Origin of the sequence: Chroococcidiopsis cubana SAG 39.79 (genome assembly GCF_003991895.1) — a bacterium.
In the GTDB taxonomy this organism is placed as follows: domain Bacteria; phylum Cyanobacteriota; class Cyanobacteriia; order Cyanobacteriales; family Chroococcidiopsidaceae; genus Chroococcidiopsis; species Chroococcidiopsis thermalis.
Genome location: NZ_RSCK01000018.1, coordinates 1 through 16,226, shown reverse-complemented (window position 1 = coordinate 16,226; position 16,226 = coordinate 1). Strand labels below are relative to the sequence as shown.

Genomic DNA, 16,226 nt, shown 5'->3' with positions numbered 1-16,226 from the left:
GTTGAAAATATCTTCTCTCGTATCGTACTGCTATGGCAATAACTTAATTTGTAATTGAGGACCGGATTTAGCCAGTCGAATCACCGTACCATTTATGACTGAAATCGATTCTGTAATTGGTTGACCATCTATATATGTGCCATTAGCGCCTAAATTCACTAACTGCCATTGCCCCCTTGTCGCATGTAATTCGGCATGGTAGCGAGAAACAACAGCACTGTATAGAATTACCTGATTGTCTGTTGCCCGTCCAACGCGGACAACAGATTCAGTTTCAAACGTCCAATTTTGGACGGGAGTACCGTTTTGAGGATGTAGCAGAGTAATTGTAATCACTTTAGCCAGGTCGAGAATAAGCTACAAGTAGCTATGAAAGTTGAAACAGAAAAGTTACTAAGTCTCCCTTACCTAAAGCAATGCGATCGCCCATCCGCAAACGGTGACGATTACCTGGTAAAAGGGGCATATTGTTGATGTAAGTTCCGTTGGAACTGCCCACATCTTCTATGTAGTAAGCATCTCCTTCAATGCGAATGTCGGCATGAATCCGCGAGACGATTTCGGAATTAGGAAACCCAGCCACGTCAACATCTGGAGGAATGCGATCGTTAGGCTTACCAATATGCACCACAGAAAGAGTTGGTGGTAGCTCGATGAGAGTATTGGTCTGGACGTGAAAGAGCTTGGCAATCTGCTGCTGCAATTGGGTTTTGGAACTCGAAACCACGGGCATTGCTGGCATGGGAGTGGGTGGGGATACTGCTGGCGGTGGTGGTGGTGTTGGTGTTGGCGGTGTGAATGGTGCTGGCGGGGGAGGAGGGTTAATACTGCTACTCTTACGAGATTCTGCGATTGGTTCTGGCTCTGGAGTCGGCGCTGGTGCTATTATCGGTTCTGGCTCTGGAGTCGCTGATAGGTCGCGATGAATGATTTCCACTACAGGTGCAGGTGTTTCTAGCTCTATAGCTGGCTCGACTCTGGGTTCCTCGACTCTGGGTTCCTCGACTCTGGGTTCCTCGACTCTAGGTTCTGGAACAGCCAAGCTTGGTTGAGTCGGTGGTAGGTCACCAAGATCTAGCGGCGTTCCTTCGGCGACAGTTGCTAAGTCAGCACTGAGATCGTAGCCACATTGTCCGCAGAACCTTGCATCAGTTTGTACGGGTGCGCCACAGTTAGGACAACTAGTAGTAGCTGGTAGAGGTGTGTAGCAAGCTTCGCAGGCTTGCGCCCCTTCTGGGTTGAGGTGATTGCAATTAGGGCAAACGATCATGAAGTCAATCCCTGTGAACAGTTTTTGATTTTAAGCGCTACTCTTCGGGTAATTGCAAGCCTTGTCCGGCTGCTCGATCCAACAACCACCAAAGTTCTCCTTGGGGTTGAACGAACCGTGCAGGATAGGTATAATCGTCCGCTACGGATGCAAATACCTGTGCTAACGCCGCTTGCTTGTTCGCACCAGAGACTAAAAATATGGTGCAACGAGCTTGGTTGATAGTAGGGATAGTAAATGTGATCCGAGGCTGTCCATCTTTGTTCCCAACTGTAACTATGCGATCGCATACTTGTAAAGCCGCAGTATGAGGAAATAAGGACGCTGTATGTCCGTCGTCTCCCATCCCCAATAAATTTACATCTAAAGCGGGAAATTCACCCGATTTTAGTTGAAAAAACTCTTTAAGATGGGTTTCGTATTGAAGGGCAGCGTCAGCAGGATCGGCTGCACTGGTGGGCATGGGGTGGATATTCTCGGCAGGAATCTCGACTTTATCTAACCAAGCTTGTCGTGCCATCCGCTGATTGCTATCTGGGCTATCGGGAGAAACGTATCGTTCGTCACCCCAAAAAACGTGAACTTTCTCCCAAGGTAATGCTTGGGCAGCGATCGCTTCATAGAGAGGTTTAGGCGTGCTACCACCCGATAGGGCAATGGTACACAGTCCCCGTGCTTGAATGGCGTTGTGCATTTGGGCGAGGGTGAGTTCGAGCGATCGCTGGACTAGCGCCGCTAGATCTGGTAGGACTTCAACTTTTTTGTGCATTGTTATAGCAGTGTTATAGCAGTGCAATTTATACTCTCAGTTAAAATGTACCGAAGCTGTTACATTTTACAAGGGGCTAGGGGCTAGGGGCTAGGGGCTGGAGGAAGAGAGAGTCGCCCAGCGATCGGGAGCAGGGACGAGCAGGGAGCAGGGGGACAAGGGGGACAAGGGGGACAAGGGAGAGAAGAGAGAGTCGCGGAGCGATCGGGAACTGAGGGAGCTGGGGAAGCTGGGGGAGAAAAACTACCAACTACCAATTCCCCATACCCTGTTCGCTGACAACTGATAACTGATAACTGTAAAGTTTTGTTTTGTGAACGCTACTAGAATTATCCGAGAAAGTTTAATTATTTTCACCCGCTACCCTGAACCAGGGAAGACAAAAACAAGACTGATCCCAGCTTTAGGTGCGGAAAAAGCAGCTTTATTACATCGCCAGATGACCGAGCATACCCTGACGCAGGTGAAGCGACTGCAAGCACAACGTTCTGTCAGGGTAGAAGTTTGTTTTGCTGGTGGAAACTCAAATTTGATGATGCGGTGGTTGGGAAATGACTTAATTTATACAGTCCAAGGAGAGGGAGATCTCGGGACTCGCATGGCGCGATCGCTTGCCACTACATTTCATGATGGTGCTGACTGTGCTGTAATTATCGGCACTGATTGTCCTGGGTTAAATGTAGAGATACTAGCAGAAGCTTTTAACCAGTTACAGTGGGCTAACGATCTCGTTCTTGGTCCGGCTGTCGATGGCGGTTACTATCTACTCGGTCTGCGTCGTTTTATTCCAGAGTTATTTGTCAGGATTAATTGGGGATCGCCTGAAGTCTTGCCTCAAACAGTTGCGATCGCCAAACGGTTAAATTTATCTGTTGCTTACTTACCCCAACTACCAGATGTCGATCGCCCTGAAGATCTGTATATTTGGGAGCAGAGATCGTGAGGGGAGACAAGGGAGAGGGGGGAGACAAGGGAGACAAGGAAGAAAGAATTTCGATTATTATTCCAGCGGTGAATGAAGCACGCCCAATTGAAAAAACTTTAGCTAGCACGCAAACAGGGACAAATGTAGAAGTTATCGTCGCGGATGGTGGCAGCCAAGATGATACTGTGGCGATCGCATCTGGTTGGGGCGCAAAAGTGTTGTCTATTCCTAAAGGACGTGCTAAACAAATGAATCTGGGTGCAGCCACAGCAACAGGGGAAATTCTCCTGTTTCTCCATGCCGATACGCTTCTACCACTTGGGTTTGATGTGATGGTACGGGCTGCACTGGTTAAACCTCACGCGATCGCGGGAGCTTTTCGCTTACAAATTGATTCGCCTTTAAGTAGCTTGCGGTTGATTGAATGGGGAGTCAATTGGCGATCGCGACTTCTGCAAATGCCTTACGGCGATCAAGCTATTTTTTTAAGATCGTCTTTATTTCATCAGTTGGGTCAATTCCCCGATTTACCAATGATGGAAGATTTTGAACTGGTGCGACGCTTAAAACGCAATGGACGCATCGTTATTCTGCCTGCACCCGTCATTACCTCTCCCCGTCGCTGGCTCAAACAAGGTGTTTGCCAAACTACACTCAAAAATCAAATTGCAATTATTGCTTATTTGTTAGGCGTTTCACCTAAAAAGATTGCCGCTTGGTATCGTGGAAAAGTTAGTAGTTGACAGTTGACAGTTGACAGGTGACTGTCAACTAATTACACAGTTGTCACCGCGTATTTAGCTAACTGAAGCAACCGTTGTCGCAGGGTTTCCAAACCCAAACGGTTTTCGGCGGAAATAAAGACAGCTTGAGGAAATTCAGATTGCGCCAGCGCTAGAGTATCGCTATCGGCTTGGTCAATTTTATTCAGTGCCAATAAAATTGGACCTGGAGTAACGGGCATTTCTGACAAGATGCCCATCACGGCACGGATTTGACTTTGCCAAGCTGGATGGGATAAGTCCACGACGTGGAGTAAAGCATCGGCTTCCGTCACTTCTTCTAATGTTGCCCGAAAAGCATCCATTAGCGATGCGGGTAGTTCGTGAATGAATCCTACTGTATCTGTCAGGACAATCTCTTGCGGCGTACCTGTATCCGCATCCGTAATGACTAGACGGCGTGTCGTCGGGTCGAGGGTAGCAAATAGCTGGTCGGCAGTATAGACTTCAGCATTTGTTAAAGCATTTAACAATGTCGATTTACCAGCATTGGTATAACCAACTAAGGCGATTGAGGGGACTTCTTGGTGTTGGCGCTGTTGACGCAGTCGCGATCGATGAGCTTGGAGTTGGTTGACTTCTTGTTGCAGTCGTGATATACGACGACTAATTGCCCGTCGTTCAGTTTCTAATTTTGTTTCCCCAGGACCGCGAGTTCCAATCCCACCACCCAATCGAGACATGGCTTGACCTCTACCCGTCAGACGGGGCAGCATGTATTCTAATTGGGCGAGTTCGACTTGCAATTTACCCGCTCGTGACTGGGCGCGTTGGGCAAAGATATCTAAGATAACTTCAGTGCGATCGACGACTCTAATCCCAATTTGGATTTCCAAGTTACGCACTTGGGCGGGAGAAAGAGCGCGATCGAATACAATCAAGTTGGCTCCCAAAGTTTGGGCTGTGAGGGCAATTTCTTGCACTTTTCCCGCACCCACCACTGTTTGAGGATGAATGTGAGGGCGTTTTTGTTGTACTACCTGCAACACTTCACCACCAGCCGTTTCTACTAAGCGTCCCAATTCCGCCAAACGGTCTTGAAATTCTCGTGCCGCAGCATTATCTGTTACTACTCCAACTAATAACACGCGATCGCGGTCTGTATCGACTTGCTGACCGACAAATTCTCGTCCGAACTCCGCTTCTAATCCTTCTACCAAGTCGAGAAAATCTTGTTTGGTGAGGCTGTCTAAACTTAGAGGTGGGGATATGCTCCAAGCGGTTTGGAGAGTCGGTAGGGGCGCACCGCTGTGTGCCCGTACGGAGTCAGTAGGGGCGGGTTTAGAATCCCGCCCGTACGGGAGTGGAGATTCTATACTGGTGCTGGGTACTAAATGTGACAAATAAGCTTCTTTCACGTATCCCGTGACTCCGCCACCCCGCTTTTCAAAGCCAGCACTGGTAATGTTGAGCGTTACTAATGCATCTAGTCTTTGCAGCGCCATTGATGTTAGCGCGGCTTCGTTTGGTGGCTCTGGCTTAAGCTGTGTGGCAATGCAGCGAATACCACTGAGTCTTTCTGCACCGTAGCGGGGCAATTCTAAAGGCGGGATTTGAGTTTGTCTGGGTGTCCCTACTCCGACTCTGATCGCTTGTCCGCGACGGTTAATATAAACACAGACTGGCTGGTTAATATCGCTACTAATTGCCGCTAGCCTTTGGGCAAATTCAGGCGTAGTGAGGCAATCGCCTGGTAAGCGTTGGTGGTAAAGTTTAGCTAGTTGCTTCAGTTGGCTAGACTTTAGACCCTGTAAGTTGCCATAGATAGTCTCGATAGGCTTTTTTATCCTCTAAGTGCTTCATTACTATTCTACAAAAAAGGGAGCAGGGGAGAAGAGAGCTGAGGAAGTGAAGAGAGCTGAGAGAGCTGAGGGAGCTGAGGGAGCTGAGGGAATGAAGAGAACTGAGGAAGAAAATGCCTCTTGCCTCTCGCCTCAGATCGCGCACCACTCACCACCCAACAACCAACTACCAACTACCACTTACCAACTACCAATTACCCTTTCCTAATACGTCGCCATTGTCTCACAGCCATTTGCAACTGTGGTGTCAGCCAGTTGTCATATTGAGAATATACAGGTAGTCGCGGTACGAGTTGCCATCCGGCGGGTTCTAGAATTTTGATTAATTTTGGTGCAGAAAGATGAGGATAATCGGGGTTAACTTCATCTTTAGGACTAATTCCGCCTAAATCTCTAGCACCAGCTTCTATACAGGCTAATAACCATTGCGGATCTAGTACTAAATTCGGGGGAATTTGAATCGTAATATCTGAAGGTAAAATTTCTCTGGCTTGAGTAATAACTTCTGGCAGTTGATGCGGGTTAAAAGCTGGTGCGTCGAAGCTTTGCTGACTCCCAGGACTGTGAGGCTGCAAAATGACTTCTTGAATGTGTCCCCAACGTTGGTGTAATGATGCGATCGCCTCTAATGTATCCCACCAATCTGTTTTGGTTTCTCCTATTCCTAGTAATAACCCAGTCGTAAACGGAATCTGTAATTTTCCCGCCCATTCTAATTGTTGCAATCTCAATTGGGGCATTTTACTAGGTGCATGTTGATGTACCGTTTTTAACAATTCTGGTGTCAATTGTTCCAACATCAATCCCATCGAAACATTCACGCTTTTGAGGCGTTCCATTTCCGCAAAACTTAATGGTCCAGCATTGGTATGGGGTAAAAAACCCAGCTTCAAAGCAAGTTCGCACAACTGGTAAATTCTTTCAAACCAAGCATCTCGACGGGGCGATCGCGGATGTACTTCACCGCTTAAAATCAAGATCTCGCATACGCCTTGCTTTTGCAGTCCCCTCAGAATCTTTGCTGCTGATTCTAATGCCATCCAAGGACTTTGACCGGGAGCGGTACGAAAGTTGCAGTAACTACAGCGATTAAAGCATTCGTAAGTTGGAACTAAGGTATAAGCAGGGCTATAGGTGACAGTACCAGTCATAATCAGGGAGTAGGGAGTAGGGAGTAGGCAGCAGTTATCAGTCAGCCAACAACTAATAACCAACTACCAATTTGTAATTAACATTTCTTCATTAAATTATTTATACTCATTTTTATATTTAGATACAATCAATCCGGAGAACTTGATGTAAAGAAGAATTAAAAATTCTTCAGTCGATTAAATATAAATTTACAAAAATTGTAGCTATTACTGTAATTTGCCATTCTCGCTCTTTCATTGCCGAAAAAACAAAAATTAAACTAAAAAACCTTTACAAAAATCAATTCCTAACGTTAATCTTCAATACAGGTGGTAAACATACTGCCTAAAATTTAATTATCAGTTCATTAACAGTTCAAACCAGCAATTATAGAACTATGACAACCACATTACAGCGCGAGCGCAGCTCCAGCCTGTGGGATCGGTTCTGCAACTGGATCACCAGCACTGAAAACCGCATTTATGTAGGTTGGTTCGGTGTATTGATGATTCCTACGTTGCTATCCGCTACCATCTGCTTCATCATTGCTTTCGTTGCTGCTCCTCCAGTAGACATTGATGGCATCCGCGAACCCGTTGCAGGTTCATTAATTTACGGCAACAACATCATCTCTGGTGCAGTTGTGCCTTCTTCTAACGCGATCGGTTTACACTTCTATCCGATCTGGGAAGCTGCTTCTTTAGATGAGTGGCTATACAACGGTGGTCCTTACCAACTGGTAATCTTCCACTTCTTGATCGGTTGTTTCTGCTACATGGGTCGTCAGTGGGAGTTGTCCTACCGCCTGGGTATGCGCCCTTGGATCTGCGTCGCTTACAGCGCTCCTTTAGCTTCTGCTACCGCAGTTTTCTTAATCTACCCACTCGGACAAGGTTCCTTCTCTGATGGAATGCCTCTGGGGATCTCTGGAACTTTCAACTTCATGTTGGTGTTCCAAGCCGAACACAACATCCTGATGCACCCCTTCCACCAGTTAGGTGTAGCAGCTGTATTTGGTGGTTCTCTATTCTGTGCAATGCACGGTTCTCTCGTTACCTCTTCTCTGGTACGCGAAACTACCGAAACCGAATCTCAAAACTACGGTTACAAATTCGGTCAAGAAGGAGAAACCTACAACATCGTTGCCGCACACGGCTACTTCGGTCGTCTGATCTTCCAATATGCTTCCTTCAATAACAGCCGTTCCTTACACTTCTTCTTAGGTGCTTGGCCCGTCGTCGGTATCTGGTTCACTGCATTAGGGATCAGCACCATGGCGTTCAACCTCAACGGCTTCAACTTCAACCAATCTGTGCTTGATTCCCAAGGTCGCGTAGTTAACACCTGGGCTGACGTACTCAACCGCGCTAACCTGGGTATGGAAGTGATGCACGAGCGTAACGCTCATAACTTCCCACTCGACTTGGCTAGTGGTGAAGCTACTCCAGTTGCCTTAACCGCTCCTGTTATCAACGGTTAATTCAATAGCTAATAGCCGAGATGCGATCGCTCGTGTCTCTCCATAAATGTAAAGAGCGCCTTTCAGAGTTGAGGGGTGCTTTTTATTTGTATAGCAGGGAGTAGGGAGCGCACGAGCAGGCGATTTTTATTTCCTCAAACTCCAGTTGTGCGGTTGTTTTAGTGCTTCTACTTTACCTTGGGCAATCAGCCAGCTAGCGGTTCGAGTTCTGAAGCGTGCGACAAATATATCTTCTCCAGGTTTGGCATAGACTCCTTGAAATTCATCTACTTTAACTCTGGCGGGTTTACTAGCACAGTAAGTCATCTCTCCCTCAATGCTGACGACAACAGCATTGTCTATCTCATAGTCATCAGGGAGTACAAAAATAGCATAGACTTGATGCCGACCTTTCCAGGGTCTGACGACGACTTTTTCGGGATGTATGCGATCGCTCTTAGTATCAGATCTCGTCAAGGCTTCGCGCGGACATCGCGATACCTCGTCAGGCTTTCTGGGTAGAATCGAGCCGTTCAATAGGGCTATTGCAGCTGCGATAAAAGTTAATGCTGCTAGAGAAAGAATAATTCGCTTCACTGTCGCTAAATCTGGCGCTGAGATGTAATGCTTCGTTCTTTTAAGTTACCGTTACCAGACGGCGATAAATTGTGGCTAACGCATCGGTATTGCCAACATTCCCAGGAAATAAAACTACAGGTAGATTAGGAAATTGTGGATGATCGACTGGTGTGCGTACCATCGAGCAACCAGCTAAAATTTGCCCCAATAATCGCGCAGAAGTCAGGGCGAGTCCGTCACTTAAAACATCGTTGGAAGTGATTCCACCCTTGCTAATTAAAAACCCAATGTCTGACGGTAAACCTTTGACTATATCCATCAACAGAGCTGAAACATCCGCGCCAAATTGCAGGCGAGTTTGCATATCTGGAAAGACTAATTCTTTACGGCTAGTATAAACAACTGGAGTTTTTCCAGAGTTGTGAACGGAGTTAATCTTTTCTAAAGTGCGATCGCGTAATTGGTGTTTTTGAGTTGTCGAATCTTCTAACAAATGAGCTACATCGACTTCAATACCGACAATATCCGGTTCTTGCAGCAACCTTTCTAACTGTTGAGTTGTTTTCTTGACATGAGAACCAACGATGACTGCACCTGGCTTTCCACCCCGTACATATCGAGACATCGCTTCAGCAGGAACCGGTTGAGTTGGTAGAGCCGCTAAAGCCGTCAATAAGCTAGCTGCACTGCGAAACAAAAAGCGCTTTCCCTGGCTAGCGGCGTTGAGGACGTTGGTAGCAAAGCGATTGAGATCGTCTTGCGTCTCTGCATCAACGACAACGCATCGATTTCCCTGGAGCTGCATTAATCTTTCTAAAGTGGAGAAATTATTCGTAATATCTGTACCACTGCGAATCTCTGAGAGTAAAAACCTTTCTACTGAAAGTGTGGGAATGCGTCCTTTGGTTTTCTCTTCCACATAGTCAGGTAAATAACTGTATGTATAACCAAAGACAGAATCGCGCGCAAATTCGGTTTCATGAACTGGAGTGGGAACGCCATCCACAATTAAGTAATGCACGCTATCGCGGGTGACTCGTCCGCCTTCAAAAAAAGCTGGAACTAGAAAATGCGCGTCAAAAGGTCCCAGTTCGTCAGCGATCGCGTCAGTTTCAATCGGGTAATGTCCCCGTAATGTAGAATCAGAACGACTGACGATGAGAAAATCTACAATTTCCTCCGCTGCCAAAGCTAGTTTTAAATTGTGGCAGACTTCCTTAGTCACAGTTGCAGCTTTATCAGGAGGTAGCGATCGCGTATTTGTCAGCACGAAGAAAATTGGTGCGTCATCTTGCAACCCCAGCCGCAAAGTATCGACATCCCACCGCGTTAGCAACAAGCAACTGTGGACGGTTTGAGAGCCTGTAGGATCGTCATCGAGAACAATAATTTTCGGTTTGGTTGCCATGTTTGACATTGAGCACTGCCCTTGTTATTGTCTCATTTTTTGAGGGAGCGCACGAGTAGGGAGCAGGGACAAGGGGACGAGGGGACAAGGGGGACAAGGGGGACAAGGGGGACAAGGGAGACAAGGGGGACAAGGGAGAATTCACGCATTCACGCATTCACGCATTCACACCCCTTCTTCACGCACCACGCAACTACCAACTACCAATTACCCATTACCCATTACCACCAAAACCAAATTCCGATTGAATCTGCCACTTTTTGCCGTCGTGTCGCAGTAGCGTTAAACAGCTAGCTGTAAACTCAAAGTAGAGTTGTCGCGGCTGAAATTCTTGCCATGCTAAGCGAAAGTTTTGTCTGCTTAAGTCTTTAAACCCTACCGTCATGTGGGGTGCAAAGGGGCGGGTTTTGGATACGCGATCGACAATTCCTAATTTTGCTGCTAATTGTGCCATCAAATCGGCTTGTAAAGCCAGTAATTCAGCCGATCGCACCACGTCTATATAGATTACGCGCGGAGGGAACGCTGCAAAACCATTGAGCGTAATTGGAATTGAGGCGCGATCGCGAGCAAACTCTTGCAAACACTCTTCTAAAGCGGAAGCGGGTGTATTCGCATTTAACCACCTAAACGGAGGTTGCAAAGTTATGTGGGGTGGAGATTTTAGGGCGGCGCGGCTGTGATACTGCGTGGCAAAATATTGTTTAATCTGGGTGGCATAGTCTTGAATATCTAGTGGAGGTAGTAGAGCAACAAAGAATAAACTGGTTTCGGTATTCAAGGTTGTTTGAAATGTACTTTAAAGTTATGTGAAGTTAAAATTTTGGCGATCGCAGATGAAAATACTAAATGTTACATATTCATATTTAAGTTTAGAAGTTTAGAGGATGAGCGTGAATGCCTTGGTTTGTCAAGATTGAAAAAGGCATAGTTGACAAAACTATTTTTGACCAACACGTACCCGCCCATAAAGCTTACGTTCGCGATTTAATTGATCGAGGACACCAAGCCAAAACTGGTTATTGGGGGTGTTTGGGTGGCGGAATGATGCTGTTTCAGGCAAACTCCATGACTGAGGCTGAAGCAATTGTGGCTCAAGACCCACTCGTAAAATCTAGTTGTGTTAAATACGAACTATACGAATGGCGGATTGTCGTTGAATGATAATCGGTAGTTGGTAGTTGGTAATGGGTAATGGGTAATTGGCAAGAGGTATTTTCACGTACCACGACACGACTTAATTGCGGAGGGAACCTCTGCAACCGCCCACTTCACCACTTACCACTCACCACGCACTAAAAACTGCTATGATGAAAAAGACTCGGATCTACGCGATCTCAACGCCCAAACCTTGTCAGAACCGGAAGGTAGCAGCAATACGGGATGCTTGTGATAGGCGTGGTCTCCGAGTCGCCTAGTTTATGGGAGCAATTGCAGCCATGCCTGGTTTAGGGGATATCGTGCAAAAAGCGTTTTATCTCGGCGTTGGATTAGCTTCTTATGCCAGCGAGAAGGCGACAGGTAAGCTAGCAGAACTGCGATCGCAGGCTCAAAAACTGGCAGATGAGCTAGTAGCGAAGGGTGAGATGACCGCTGATGAAGCAAAGCGGTACGTGGATGACTTGATGAGGCAAGCTCAACAGCCACCAACTGAAGTAGATGGGAGTAAAGCTTCTAGCGAACCGCGTCGGATTGAAATTCTGTCCGATGATGAAGAAAATCCCACAACCCCAACGACTCAAACTGCTGGCGATGATAATGTAGATCGGTTACGCGAGCAGGTACAAAAACTGCAAGATGAACTCAGACGACTGCAACGGGAATAGATAGATTAGATTATATGACCCACGAGTTTGTCGGTCGTTAATTAATATTTATTTCGATTCAACTGCGATCGCCTTGAATAACCGTTCAAAATAGAATTTTTAGATCTATAAGTAAATAGATTGCGAAATAGATTGGACAGTTAAGTGCTATCCAACTTTATTCAAACATCAAGATTGAGACTGCAACTAGAGTGGATCGCCCCCATAAAACTATGGAAAAGTGGCAAAAAGATTTCTTGGAATTGATCGAAACGGCAGTGGACGAAGTAGAACGGTTGTTTCTGGAAGTGACGACAACTGTGGAAACTCTGTTTGAGCTATCGGGAGAGTTTTCCGAGCATCTCCACAATACGATCGTTACCGAGGTCGAGCAATATCTAGCCGATTTAAATGACGATGTGGATCTCGATTCATATTGGCATCTGGATGACTTGATGGACGATTCGGAAATCTCTTTTCCTTATTCAGTCGAACCTACTCCACAACAACATCCCGCTTGTATGGGTTGCCAGCATTACCACGGACAAGTTTATGGTGGCAATCTCATGGTCTGTGCCATGCATCCCTACGGTTGGGACGATAGCAATTGCCCGGATTGGGAAGCAGAAGAGTTTGAGTTTTAAGTGTAATATTGTATTACAAAGAACCCAAAATTTGAGTCAATCTTGAAACCTTCCCCCGATCTCACATCACAGTCAGCAGCAGAAATGTCAGTAGAGGAAATCAAGTACGGTGAACGCCAGATTGCTGAGGGAAAGCTAATTACATTTCCCAACCCACGGATTGGACGACGGTACGAGATCCACATTACTCTGCCGGAATTTACCTGTAAGTGTCCTTTTTCTGGCTATCCTGATTTTGCCACGATTAACATTACATACGTCCCTGACGAACGGGTAGTGGAGCTAAAAGCTATTAAACTTTATATTAATAGCTATCGCGATCGCTACATTTCTCACGAAGAGAGCGTCAATCAGATTCTCGATGACTTTGTAGCAGCTTGCGATCCTTTAGAAGCCCATATCAAAGGTGATTTTGCCCCCCGTGGTAACGTACATACAGTTATTGAGGTACACCACCAAAAGTCTGCTTAATTACCAGATAGAGCCTGGAGTAGATCTAATCCGCATTCTGACTTCTGGCTCCTGCAAGAAAAATCTTTCCGCAGAATCGAGAAAATAAAGTTAAATAATGTTACTTTTGATGCAGTTCTGTAACTGACTCATTTAGCTTGCCATGCGTGGATTTCGGTATTTTCTGGGAATAGCGATCGCCTTACTTGTCTTTGTCACCTTGCCTTTACCTGCTCAAGCTGCCAGTTCCGCAGCCATCCGAGCCTACGATGACGTGCAAGTTCAGACTAAAGATTATTCCGGTCAAAATTTAGTCAGAGCAGAGTTTAATAATACTAAGCTTGCAGAGGCTAATTTTAGTAGCGCTGACTTGCGAGGGGCGGTTTTTAATAGTGCGGTTTTGCGCAAAGCTAACTTGCACGGCGTTGACTTCAGCTATGGTATTGCCTATCTCAGCGATTTATCAGCAGCAGACCTGAGCGATGCAATTTTGACATCAGCCATGATGTTGCGATCGAACTTTAAGGGAGCAAAAGTGACGGGTGCAGATTTTAGCGAAGCCGTACTAGATCGAGAACAAGTGGTGCAGTTGTGCGAGTACGCTAGTGGGGTTAATCCCGTTACCGGAGTTGATACCCGCGAATCTCTGGGATGTTCCTAAGAAGTTTGTAGAGATTTTCTATCAAACTTCTCTACAATTTAATCTCCTGTTTTTGGGTGAGTTGGTCTAGAATTTCTAGCATTTCTCGTTCAAAAGCCACCTGCGCTCGATTGGTTCTGCCACCAACGTAAAAATGACCGTCTTTTTCTAAAGCCCAAATTTGCGAGTGGGAAACATAACTCATCACAACTCCCAACATCAACAAGCCAAAACCTGCATAGACAATGGGGATTCCAGGGTCAGCTTTAATTTGTAAGCCCGTACTGCCAACCACCTCGACAATTCTCAGCGTCACACCGTTGACAGTGGTAGCCATTCCCGCCCGCAGGGTATCAACTAACTGACCTTTGGCATCATAAATCAATAGCGTTCCCTGTAAATCTTTTGCTAGCAGAGAAACGCCCTCACTCAAATCTGTTTTCGTAGGAATCCATGTTCCCCACAAACGACCGTTACCATTGGTATTTAAAGCTGCCATTGGTAACTGCAAGGTTGGGCTGTTATTAAACCGAATCCGAATTGCTGCAATTCCCCAGTCGGTTTGATAAAAAGTTACGCCTCGGTAGCGAAAAGGTTGGTTGACAAATATAGTCTTGCGTTTGACTTCTTGCCCCTGGCGATCGAGTGCAGATATATCGGAATAAAATTGGTCGATACTACCAGTCGGAGTGTAATCGATCCAAAAGCGATTGACTTTTAAAGCTAAATCTTTGGGAATTTGCGGTGCTGCTAGTGGACCAGCATCAATGATGTTACGTATTTGAAAGCTTTCACCACTAGGAACCATTTCTTGAGCGACAAAACCCGTCATCGCTCCCCAAATTGCCCCAGCTAAAATGATGACAATACCAATGTGAACGATAATTGGACCAATTCTTCCTGCAATACCTTTACGGGCATATAAGTTGTTTTGTTCGCCTTGAAAGACACGGTAGCGCTTTTGTTGTAACAATTGAGTGAGAGAAGAAAGAGAAGCGTTGTCAAGTTCTGCACTCAAAGCCAATTTCTGAAACTGGCGGGGTTGGTCGTATAATTTCCAATTACGAGCAGCTTTAAGAGCGGGTAACTGGCGGGTAAAGCTACAGGCTGTGAGGCTGGTAGCAAATAGAATCAGTAACGATAAAAACCACCACGTACGATATACGTGGTCTAAGCCTATAGTTAAGATAACTTTCCAACTCAGGAAACCAAATAAAGCTGGGTCTGTAGGATAGTTAGCTTTGTAAAACTCGATTGATTGTCCTTGTTCTATTACCGTACCGCTAGCGCTAAAGAAGGCGATCGCTAATAATAAGACGATCGCCAACCGTAAATCTGTGAGGATGGGTAAGAGTTCTGCACGCAGAAATTTACCTAAATGCGATCGCGGTGTTGAATTAGTCGCAGAATTATCTAAAGTCATTTGTCGTTTGTCATTTGTTATTTGTCATTTGTCATTTGTCATTTGTCACAATTAACAAACAACTATTAACTCAGTGGAATTCGAGATAAGAGCGAAAACACTCCAAATCCTACCAGTAACGCCCCACTCACAGGGGTAATCCACCCCGACCACTGCCGCAACTCTAACAACTTCTTAATGCTAGCGGTGAACGTACCAGCTAAGATCAGCGGTGTTACGTAGCCTGCGGTGTATGCCAGTAACAACGCTGCTCCCAGAATGGTATTTTGGGTAGTTGTGACCCAGGCAAGGAGCGTTGCTAGCACTGGGGTGCTACAGGGAGAGGCGACTAAACCAAAGGTCAGACCGATGAGATAGGAGCGTACAGCTGGGGGAAAATCTTTAGAAATCCAATCCATCCCCCCAAACGATGGTAGTTGTATGGGTAAGGCTTCTAATAAATTCAGCCCCATCAAAATTGCGATGATGCTAACAATAATTGGCAGACCAATCCCAACTTGACCGTAAACTTTGCCTACGAGTGCCGCAACTATTCCCAAGGCTGCTAAAGTTGTGGCTAATCCCAACGCAAACCATGTTGATTGAGCTGCGGCTTGCCAGCGACTTTTAGCTTCATAACCACCAATGTAACCGATGGTGATGGGCAGCATGGAAAGCATACAGGGTGTGAGACTAGTCAGCAACCCTGCTGTAAAGATAATACCTATGCTGACCCAGCCCAAATGCGATAACTGCTCGGCGACTAAGAGATCGGCAAATTGTTCGAGTTTGTAGAGCTGAGTTTGAATGGTTTCCAGCATGGACAGCTACGTGATGGAATGCTGACTATGCTTGCATTTTAGCTTAATTCATGTCTTTTCCTGGCGCTAGAGGCGATCGCCCGACTGGAAAAAACGCTAGCGTACCACAATTTTTGCAATTATTTAGATTATCGTTAGATTGTTTTTGCAGTTTTGATGCATCTAGTTACAACAGTCAGAATCTTTTGCTATTTTGCTGAATAATTGACCTGATTTATTTTATTTTACGAATTGTAATTAAATCTAAATACTTCCTTAGCGGGACTTAAACAAGTTCTAAGCCCAAATAAAGCCTAAACTCTGCTTGTAAGCAGCAAATACGTCCTTGTTATGATTTAG

Annotated in this window: 20 protein-coding genes and 1 other RNA gene; 11 read left to right on the top strand and 10 right to left on the bottom strand. The window is 45.9% G+C overall.

Annotated elements, in window-relative coordinates:
• Window positions 1-30: 30 nt before the first annotated feature.
• Genes DSM107010_RS13530 through pgl form a run of 3 tightly spaced genes read right to left on the bottom strand, consistent with a single transcriptional unit; the run spans window position 31 to window position 2,039 of the window.
• A complete protein-coding gene (locus DSM107010_RS13530; RefSeq protein ID WP_015156279.1) occupies window positions 31-336 on the bottom strand; it encodes an FHA domain-containing protein in 306 nt (101 codons plus the stop codon).
• Window positions 337-367: 31 nt separating this feature from the next.
• Window positions 368-1,270, bottom strand: a complete 903-nt coding sequence (locus DSM107010_RS13525; protein ID WP_106170519.1) for an FHA domain-containing protein — start codon at window positions 1,268-1,270, stop codon at window positions 368-370.
• 37 nt (window positions 1,271-1,307) lie between these two features.
• Entirely contained in the window at window positions 1,308-2,039 is a 732-nt protein-coding gene (pgl, locus tag DSM107010_RS13520) for a 6-phosphogluconolactonase (RefSeq protein ID WP_015156277.1), read from the bottom strand.
• Between the two features lie 313 nt (window positions 2,040-2,352).
• On the opposite strand from pgl, the gene DSM107010_RS13515 reads away from it, so the two are divergent.
• Both DSM107010_RS13515 and DSM107010_RS13510 read left to right on the top strand, forming a co-directional pair.
• A complete protein-coding gene (locus tag DSM107010_RS13515; RefSeq protein ID WP_106166396.1) occupies window positions 2,353-2,982 on the top strand; it encodes a TIGR04282 family arsenosugar biosynthesis glycosyltransferase in 630 nt (209 codons plus the stop codon).
• Window positions 2,979-3,707, top strand: a complete 729-nt coding sequence (locus DSM107010_RS13510) for a TIGR04283 family arsenosugar biosynthesis glycosyltransferase (protein ID WP_181246291.1) — start codon at window positions 2,979-2,981, stop codon at window positions 3,705-3,707. The genes DSM107010_RS13515 and DSM107010_RS13510 overlap by 4 nt, the downstream gene beginning before the upstream one ends.
• Before the next feature lie 32 nt (window positions 3,708-3,739).
• Here DSM107010_RS13510 and hflX read toward each other — a convergent pair whose 3' ends face one another.
• Entirely contained in the window at window positions 3,740-5,521 is a 1,782-nt protein-coding gene (gene hflX, locus DSM107010_RS13505; RefSeq protein WP_106166395.1) for a GTPase HflX, read from the bottom strand.
• 73 nt (window positions 5,522-5,594) lie between these two features.
• Here hflX and DSM107010_RS38395 point away from each other — a divergent pair, with 73 nt between their 5' ends.
• Entirely contained in the window at window positions 5,595-5,756 is a 162-nt protein-coding gene (locus DSM107010_RS38395) for a hypothetical protein (protein ID WP_158631781.1), read from the top strand.
• Here DSM107010_RS38395 and cofG read toward each other — a convergent pair.
• Window positions 5,743-6,699, bottom strand: a complete 957-nt coding sequence (gene cofG / locus DSM107010_RS13500; RefSeq protein ID WP_106166394.1) for a 7,8-didemethyl-8-hydroxy-5-deazariboflavin synthase subunit CofG — start codon at window positions 6,697-6,699, stop codon at window positions 5,743-5,745. The two genes, DSM107010_RS38395 and cofG, sit on opposite strands and share 14 nt — an antisense overlap.
• Before the next feature lie 377 nt (window positions 6,700-7,076).
• Between cofG and psbA the strand changes: the two genes are divergently transcribed.
• Entirely contained in the window at window positions 7,077-8,159 is a 1,083-nt protein-coding gene (gene psbA, locus DSM107010_RS13495; protein WP_015156271.1) for a photosystem II q(b) protein, read from the top strand.
• Window positions 8,160-8,285: 126 nt separating this feature from the next.
• Here psbA and DSM107010_RS13490 read toward each other — a convergent pair whose 3' ends face one another.
• Window positions 8,286-8,735, bottom strand: a complete 450-nt coding sequence (locus DSM107010_RS13490; RefSeq protein ID WP_015156270.1) for a hypothetical protein — start codon at window positions 8,733-8,735, stop codon at window positions 8,286-8,288.
• A 40-nt stretch (window positions 8,736-8,775) separates the two neighbouring features.
• Window positions 8,776-10,125 (bottom strand): four-carbon acid sugar kinase family protein, encoded by a 1,350-nt coding sequence (locus tag DSM107010_RS13485; RefSeq protein WP_106166393.1) that lies wholly within the window; start codon window positions 10,123-10,125, stop codon window positions 8,776-8,778.
• A gap of 21 nt (window positions 10,126-10,146) precedes the next feature.
• Between DSM107010_RS13485 and DSM107010_RS13480 the strand changes: the two genes are divergently transcribed.
• Window positions 10,147-10,419, top strand: a complete 273-nt coding sequence (locus tag DSM107010_RS13480; protein ID WP_127023142.1) for a hypothetical protein — start codon at window positions 10,147-10,149, stop codon at window positions 10,417-10,419.
• On the opposite strand, the gene DSM107010_RS13475 is transcribed toward DSM107010_RS13480, so the two are convergent.
• A complete protein-coding gene (locus tag DSM107010_RS13475) occupies window positions 10,340-10,906 on the bottom strand; it encodes a 2'-5' RNA ligase family protein (protein WP_106170391.1) in 567 nt (188 codons plus the stop codon). The genes DSM107010_RS13480 and DSM107010_RS13475 overlap by 80 nt on opposite strands.
• A 116-nt stretch (window positions 10,907-11,022) precedes the next feature.
• Here DSM107010_RS13475 and DSM107010_RS13470 point away from each other — a divergent pair, with 116 nt between their 5' ends.
• The 6 genes from DSM107010_RS13470 (at window position 11,023) to DSM107010_RS13445 (ending at window position 13,685) form a co-directional block, all read left to right on the top strand.
• Entirely contained in the window at window positions 11,023-11,289 is a 267-nt protein-coding gene (locus tag DSM107010_RS13470) for a YciI family protein (RefSeq protein WP_015156267.1), read from the top strand.
• A 154-nt stretch (window positions 11,290-11,443) separates the two neighbouring features.
• An RNA gene (ffs, locus tag DSM107010_RS13465) (signal recognition particle sRNA small type) lies at window positions 11,444-11,540 on the top strand.
• Between the two features lie 24 nt (window positions 11,541-11,564).
• Window positions 11,565-11,951, top strand: coding sequence for a phasin family protein (locus tag DSM107010_RS13460; protein ID WP_041463380.1), 387 nt, complete (start codon window positions 11,565-11,567; stop codon window positions 11,949-11,951).
• A gap of 212 nt (window positions 11,952-12,163) precedes the next feature.
• Window positions 12,164-12,574, top strand: coding sequence for a hypothetical protein (locus DSM107010_RS13455; RefSeq protein ID WP_015156265.1), 411 nt, complete (start codon window positions 12,164-12,166; stop codon window positions 12,572-12,574).
• A gap of 84 nt (window positions 12,575-12,658) precedes the next feature.
• Window positions 12,659-13,045: a preQ(1) synthase gene (queF, locus tag DSM107010_RS13450; protein WP_051033287.1), complete on the top strand. Its 387-nt coding sequence runs from the start codon at window positions 12,659-12,661 to the stop codon at window positions 13,043-13,045.
• A 142-nt stretch (window positions 13,046-13,187) separates the two neighbouring features.
• Window positions 13,188-13,685, top strand: a complete 498-nt coding sequence (locus DSM107010_RS13445; RefSeq protein WP_015156263.1) for a pentapeptide repeat-containing protein — start codon at window positions 13,188-13,190, stop codon at window positions 13,683-13,685.
• A 31-nt stretch (window positions 13,686-13,716) separates the two neighbouring features.
• Here DSM107010_RS13445 and DSM107010_RS13440 read toward each other — a convergent pair whose 3' ends face one another.
• Both DSM107010_RS13440 and DSM107010_RS13435 read right to left on the bottom strand, forming a co-directional pair.
• Window positions 13,717-15,087, bottom strand: a complete 1,371-nt coding sequence (locus tag DSM107010_RS13440; RefSeq protein ID WP_127023139.1) for a cytochrome c biogenesis protein — start codon at window positions 15,085-15,087, stop codon at window positions 13,717-13,719.
• A gap of 65 nt (window positions 15,088-15,152) precedes the next feature.
• A complete protein-coding gene (locus DSM107010_RS13435; RefSeq protein WP_015156261.1) occupies window positions 15,153-15,887 on the bottom strand; it encodes a cytochrome c biogenesis protein CcdA in 735 nt (244 codons plus the stop codon).
• Window positions 15,888-16,226 lie beyond the last annotated feature (339 nt).